This is a genomic window from Actinomadura geliboluensis (genome assembly GCF_005889745.1).
GTDB classification, from domain to species: Bacteria; Actinomycetota; Actinomycetes; order Streptosporangiales; family Streptosporangiaceae; genus Spirillospora; species Spirillospora geliboluensis.
Genome location: NZ_VCKZ01000557.1, coordinates 1 through 4,953 on the forward strand (window position 1 = coordinate 1; position 4,953 = coordinate 4,953).

7 protein-coding genes are annotated in these 4,953 nt (G+C 74.6%); 2 read left to right on the plus strand and 5 right to left on the minus strand.

What is annotated here, in order from left to right; translation table 11 throughout:
- Window positions 1–2: 2 nt before the first annotated feature.
- Window positions 3–1,088, plus strand: coding sequence for a sensor histidine kinase (locus ETD96_RS41190; RefSeq protein WP_240808592.1), 1,086 nt, complete (start codon window positions 3–5; stop codon window positions 1,086–1,088).
- Window positions 1,085–1,690: a response regulator transcription factor gene (locus ETD96_RS41195; protein ID WP_138641906.1), complete on the plus strand. Its 606-nt coding sequence runs from the start codon at window positions 1,085–1,087 to the stop codon at window positions 1,688–1,690. The genes ETD96_RS41190 and ETD96_RS41195 overlap by 4 nt, the downstream gene beginning before the upstream one ends.
- Before the next feature lie 3 nt (window positions 1,691–1,693).
- Here ETD96_RS41195 and ETD96_RS41200 read toward each other — a convergent pair whose 3' ends face one another.
- The 5 genes from ETD96_RS41200 to ETD96_RS41220 form a co-directional block, all read right to left on the minus strand.
- A complete protein-coding gene (locus ETD96_RS41200; protein WP_138641907.1) occupies window positions 1,694–2,383 on the minus strand; it encodes a class I SAM-dependent methyltransferase in 690 nt (229 codons plus the stop codon).
- Window positions 2,384–2,422: 39 nt separating this feature from the next.
- On the minus strand, window positions 2,423–3,172 hold the full coding sequence (locus ETD96_RS41205) for an SDR family NAD(P)-dependent oxidoreductase (protein WP_138641908.1): 750 nt from the start codon (window positions 3,170–3,172) through the stop codon (window positions 2,423–2,425).
- 76 nt (window positions 3,173–3,248) lie between these two features.
- On the minus strand, window positions 3,249–3,830 hold the full coding sequence (locus tag ETD96_RS41210) for a TetR/AcrR family transcriptional regulator (RefSeq protein ID WP_138641909.1): 582 nt from the start codon (window positions 3,828–3,830) through the stop codon (window positions 3,249–3,251).
- A gap of 39 nt (window positions 3,831–3,869) precedes the next feature.
- Window positions 3,870–4,439, minus strand: a complete 570-nt coding sequence (locus ETD96_RS41215) for a hypothetical protein (protein WP_138641910.1) — start codon at window positions 4,437–4,439, stop codon at window positions 3,870–3,872.
- A gap of 95 nt (window positions 4,440–4,534) precedes the next feature.
- A partial coding sequence (locus ETD96_RS41220) for a hypothetical protein (protein ID WP_205719720.1) occupies window positions 4,535–4,953 on the minus strand: 419 nt, incomplete at its 5' end.

Sequence of the window (4,953 nt, forward strand, 5' to 3'; positions counted from 1 at the left end):
TCGTGGGGATGACGGTGATGACGCTGGCCGGGTTCCTGGCGCCCGCGCTCTGGTACGAGGTCACCGAGCGGCGGGAGGCGGGCCGCCTGCTGCTCGCCCTCACCGGCACCGGCGCCGCGTTCGTCCTGTACGCCCGGCTGCTGTGGCAGAACCTGATGCGCCGCACCGCGCCCGCCCACCGGGCCGGGCTGGCCGCGATCGCGCTGATCTGCTGGGCGATGCCGCTGCTGCTCGGCATCGACCGGGGCTGGGGCAACGCGCTGCTCGTCCCGGCCGGGCTGATCGCGATCGTCCTGCCCGTCCGGGAGGCGGTCGGCGCGGCCGCGGCGGCGACCGTCTTCACCCCCGTCTACGGCGTGCTGCTCGGGCTGCCCGCCCTGGCCGTCCTGTACGAGGTCGCCGCGGTGCCGCTCGGCGCCTTCTCCGGATACGTCACGGTCTGGCTGTTCCACGTCGTCCAGGAACTGCGGGAGGCGCGCGCCGAGCTGGCCCGGTCCGCGGTGGGGGAGGAGCGGCTCCGCTTCGCCCGCGACCTGCACGACGTCCTCGGGCACAGCCTCCAGGCGGTCGCGCTGCGCGCCGAGGTCGCCGAGCGGTTCGTGGAGCGCGACGACGCGCGCGTCCGCAAGGAGCTGACCGAGATCCAGACCATGGCGCGGGACGCCGTCCGCGATGTCCGCGAGGTCGTCCGCGGCTACCGGGCCACGTCCCTGCGCACCGAACTGGACGGCATGTCCGCCGTGCTGCGCGCCGCCGGGATCCGCTGCGAACGCCCCGAGGTGTCCCCGGCGCTGCCGCCGCACGTCCACGAGCCGCTCGGCTGGGTCGCCCGCGAGGCCACCACCAACGTCCTGCGGCATTCCAGCGCCACCTGGTGCGAGATCAGTGTCCGGGCGGGCCGCGACCGCGTCGAGGTGGAGATCGTCAACGACGGCGCCGGGCGCCGCAGCGGCGACGCGGGCAGCGGCCTGGCGGGGCTCGCCGAGCGGATCAGCGCAGCCGGCGGCGAGTTCGCCGCGGGCCCCGCCGGGGACGGGACGTTCCGGGTCGCGGCCGCCGTCCCCGCCGCGCCGGAGGGAGAGGCATGATCCGCGTGCTGCTCGCCGACGACCACCTCCTGATCAGGGAGGCGCTCGTCCTGCTGCTGGAGACCGAGGACGGCATCGAGGTCGCCGCCGACGTCGGCCGCGGCGACGAGGCCGTCGACCGGGCCCTCGCCCTGAAGCCCGACGTCGCCGTCCTCGACATCGACATGCCCGGCCTGGACGGGCTCGCCGCCGCCGAGCGGCTGTCCCGCGACCTGCCGTCCTGCCGGCTGGTGATCGTGACCGCGCACGGCCGGCCCGGCAACCTGCGCCGCGCCATGGCCGCCGGAGTCCGCGGCTTCCTCGGCAAGGACGCGCCCGGCCGGCGGCTCGCCGAGGTCATCCGGCAGGTCGCCGCGGGCGCCCGCTACATCGACCCGCAACTCGCCGCCGACGCCCTCGCCGCCGAGGAGTGCCCGCTCACCCCGCGCGAACTGGACGCCCTCCGCGCCGCCGCCGGCGGCGCCCCCGTGTCCCGCATCGCCCGCGACCTCGGCCTTTCGGAGGGGACGGTCCGCAACTACCTGTCCGCCGCCGTCACCAAACTCGGCGTCGGCAACCGCCACGCCGCCGCGCGCGCCGCACAGGACCGCGGCTGGCTGTAGCCCTCAGCGGCGCGCGACGACTAGGGAGCCGCGTTTCGTCACCGGCAGGGGCGTGTCCAGGTGGGTGGCGGCCTCGGCGGCCTGGGGGCGGGGCACGCGGCGCGCGATCAGGTAGTCGCGGATCGCGGCGCGGTCGGGGAGCGTGATCAGCGGGGCGTCCCAGCGCTCCACCTCGACCTCGCCGAAGACCTCGCAGACCCGGTCCGGGGCGTCCTCGGCGTCGAACGGGGTGGGTTCGGGACGCCAGACGGGCGACAGTTCGGGGCTGTCGTTCCGGCAGATCGCGGAGACGAGCAGCATCCCGCCGGGGGCGAGGACGCGGCGGGCCTCGCGCAGGGCGAGCCCTGGATCGTCCAGGTGGTAGAGCAGGTTCACGGCCACGGCGGCGTCGAACGTCCCGTCCCGGAACGGCAGCCGCAGCGCGTCGCCGCGCACCCGCGGCCCGGGGTGGGCGCGCAGCAGTTCGGCGGAGGCGTCCAGCCCCACGAGCCGGAGCGGAGCCGGACGGGGGAGGGCGGCGCTGAGGGCGCCCTCCCCGCAGCCGATGTCCAGGACGAGGGACGCGCCGGCGTTGACCAGCTTCATGGCGATGTGGTCGTGCAGGCTCCGCGCCCCGATCAGGTACTTCCCGGTGACCCTGCCGGCGAGACGGAAGCGCTCCGGGTCGGAGTCATAGTCGGGTGTGAGGGCCATGCATGGAGTCTGCCCTGTGAGCGGTCCCGAAAAGCCTTGTCAGGCGGTGACACCCCCGTCGATGACGAGGTCGTGGCCGACCACGTGGGTGGAGGCGTCCGACGCCAGCCAGAGGACGGTCGAGGCCACTTCGGACGTGGCCGCCACACGGCCCGCTGGGACGGACGCGCTCATCCGCGCCGCCCGCTCGGTCTCGCTCTCGCCCGGCAGCAGCGACATGGGGGTGTCGCTTGCCCCGGGGCTAACGGCGTTGATGCGGACGCCATCGCCGATGTGGTCGAGCGCAGCGGTGCGGGTCAGGATGCTGACCGCCGCCTTGGACGCCGCGTACGCCGCCATGCCGGGGAGCCGGCGATGCGCCCCGATGTTGGACGCGACGTTCACGATCGTCCCGCCGCCGTTGGCGCGCATGTGGGCGATCTCGTGCTTCATCGACAGGAAGACGCCGGTGAGGTTGACCGCGAGGACGTCGTTCCAGGCGGCGGCGTCGATGTCGGCGACGGGCCCGGCCGCGCCGAGGATCCCGGCGTTGTTGACCGCGACGTGCAGGCCGCCGTGCCGGGCGACCACCGTCTCGACCATCCGGGCGGCGGACGCGGGGTCGGCCACGTCGGCGACCACGTGGTCGGCCGTGCCGGACCCGATCTCCTTGACGGCGTCGGCGAGCGCGGTCACGTCGCGTCCGGCGAGGACGACCGTGGCGCCCTCGGCGGCGAAGGCGCGCGCGGTGGCGCGGCCGATGCCGCGCGAGCCGCCGGTGATGAGGACGGTCTTGCCGTGGAAGGCCATGACGACTCCTTTTTCTAGAATGATCGGTCTCGAATAAAGGCGTGCAGAACCCCCGACTGAGGTCGGGGGGCAAGGGTCAGTCGAAGAGGGACAGCGCCTCGCGCGTCGCGTCCCGGAGGCGGCCGTCGTCGGCGGGCGCGCGGCCGAGGACCCGCATGCCCTGGAACAGGACGAGCAGCAGCCGGGCCAGCGAGCGGGGGTCCTTGTCCGGCGGCAGTTCGCCCTGGGCGCGCGCCCGGGTGAGCGCCGACGTCAGCGACGCCTCCAGGAACGACCAGCTCGCCTCCACCAGCCGCGCCGCGTCCGGGTCCCGCGCGGCCAGCTCGACCGCCGTGTTCACCACCAGGCAGCCGCGCCGCGGCCGGTCGCGGGACGCCTCCGCCGCGTAGCGCTCGATCAGCGCGCGCACCGCCGGCAGCACGGGGCCCGGCTGGGCCAGCGCCTCGGCGATCTTGGGGTCGGTCTCCCGGAGGTAGCGCTCCAGCGCCTTCAGGAACAGCTCGTGCTTACCGCCGAACGTGCCGTAGATGCTGGCCCGGGCGATGCCGAGGTGCTCCACGAGGTCGGCCATGGACGTCGCCTCGTAGCCGCGCTCCCAGAACAGGTCGAGGGCGCGCCGCAGGGCGGCGTCCGGGTCGAACTCCTTCGTCCGTGCCATGGCAGGACGGTAACCCGTTCAAGACCGAACGGTCAAATATCAGCCCTGCGGACGGGACGGGACGGCCGGACGGTCGAGGTCCATGGCGTCCAGCACCGAGCCGTCCGCGGCGAGGGCCTCCACGACCGGGCCCCGGCGGGCGCCCCACACGACGACGACGTGCCCGTGCTCGGGGACGTCCAGGATCCGGTTGCCGACCCGGACCCGCGCGACCTCCGCCGACGCCCGCAGCCGCGCCTCGTTCACCCACTTGGCGCCCCACGGCAGCAGCCGGTTGGAGTTGCGGACGCTCCGGCCCGACCCGTACTTGAGCAGGTGGCGGCCCATCATCTCGCCGGACGAGCGGCGCGCCAGGGGCTCGGCGGGCGCGAACCCGCCGGCGCCGCCCAGTTCCCGCCACTCGCCGTCGCGCTTGTGGAACGTCCACCCCTCGACGAACGCCGACGTGTCGCCCCACTGGTGGAGGAACGTGACAACGGCGACGTCGCCGTCCATGTCGAGTCCGAGCGGCAGGAAGTCCCGTCCCTCCTCGAAGGCGGCGGGAGCGGGGACGGGCAGGCCGTCCCGGAGGAGCCGCATGCACTCCTCGTGCACCTCGTGGTCGTTCATGTTCGGGGACCTCTGATCGTGCAGGCAGGGCGAGGGGCCCTCCCGCGAGAGGGCCCCGACATGGCACTCACTCTAGAGGTCCGGCTCGTCTGGTTTCACCCGTCTGGCGCACTCCCGTCGAGGCTTTGCCGATCACTGTTCACCAATTCGTCGATCACGGCTCCACGCTGCGTGTACGACCGCGCGGCGAGGGCGGCGCACAGGGCCGCCAGGGGAAGTTCCACTCCCGCCGCGAGCGCGATCGCCGACGCGCGCGCGGCGCCGGGCATGGCGGTCGCCACGTCGAACCACGCGTCCGCGGCCAGCAGGGCGGCGGCCACGGCGGCGCCGAGCCCGTACCGGGGATCGCGGCGGACGAACAGCACGCCCGTGCCCAGCAGGGCGGCGGCCTCCATCGCGTCCAGCCCCACCCAGGCCGCCGACCAGTTCGACACCGTCGCGGTGGACGGCATCGTGGTCGCGAGCACCCACATCCAAGGCACCAGTGCGGCCGCGCCCCCGATGAACCCCCATC

Excerpts from the sequence above, each read along its gene's own strand:
- ETD96_RS41195 (WP_138641906.1), top strand. The coding sequence starts at position 1,085 with ATGATCCGCGTGCTGCTCGCCGACGACCACCTCCTGATCAGGGAGGCG.
- ETD96_RS41200 (WP_138641907.1), bottom strand. The coding sequence starts at position 2,383 with ATGGCCCTCACACCCGACTATGACTCCGACCCGGAGCGCTTCCGTCTC.
- ETD96_RS41205 (WP_138641908.1), bottom strand. The coding sequence starts at position 3,172 with ATGGCCTTCCACGGCAAGACCGTCCTCATCACCGGCGGCTCGCGCGGC.
- ETD96_RS41210 (WP_138641909.1), bottom strand. The coding sequence starts at position 3,830 with ATGGCACGGACGAAGGAGTTCGACCCGGACGCCGCCCTGCGGCGCGCC.
- ETD96_RS41215 (WP_138641910.1), bottom strand. The coding sequence starts at position 4,439 with ATGAACGACCACGAGGTGCACGAGGAGTGCATGCGGCTCCTCCGGGAC.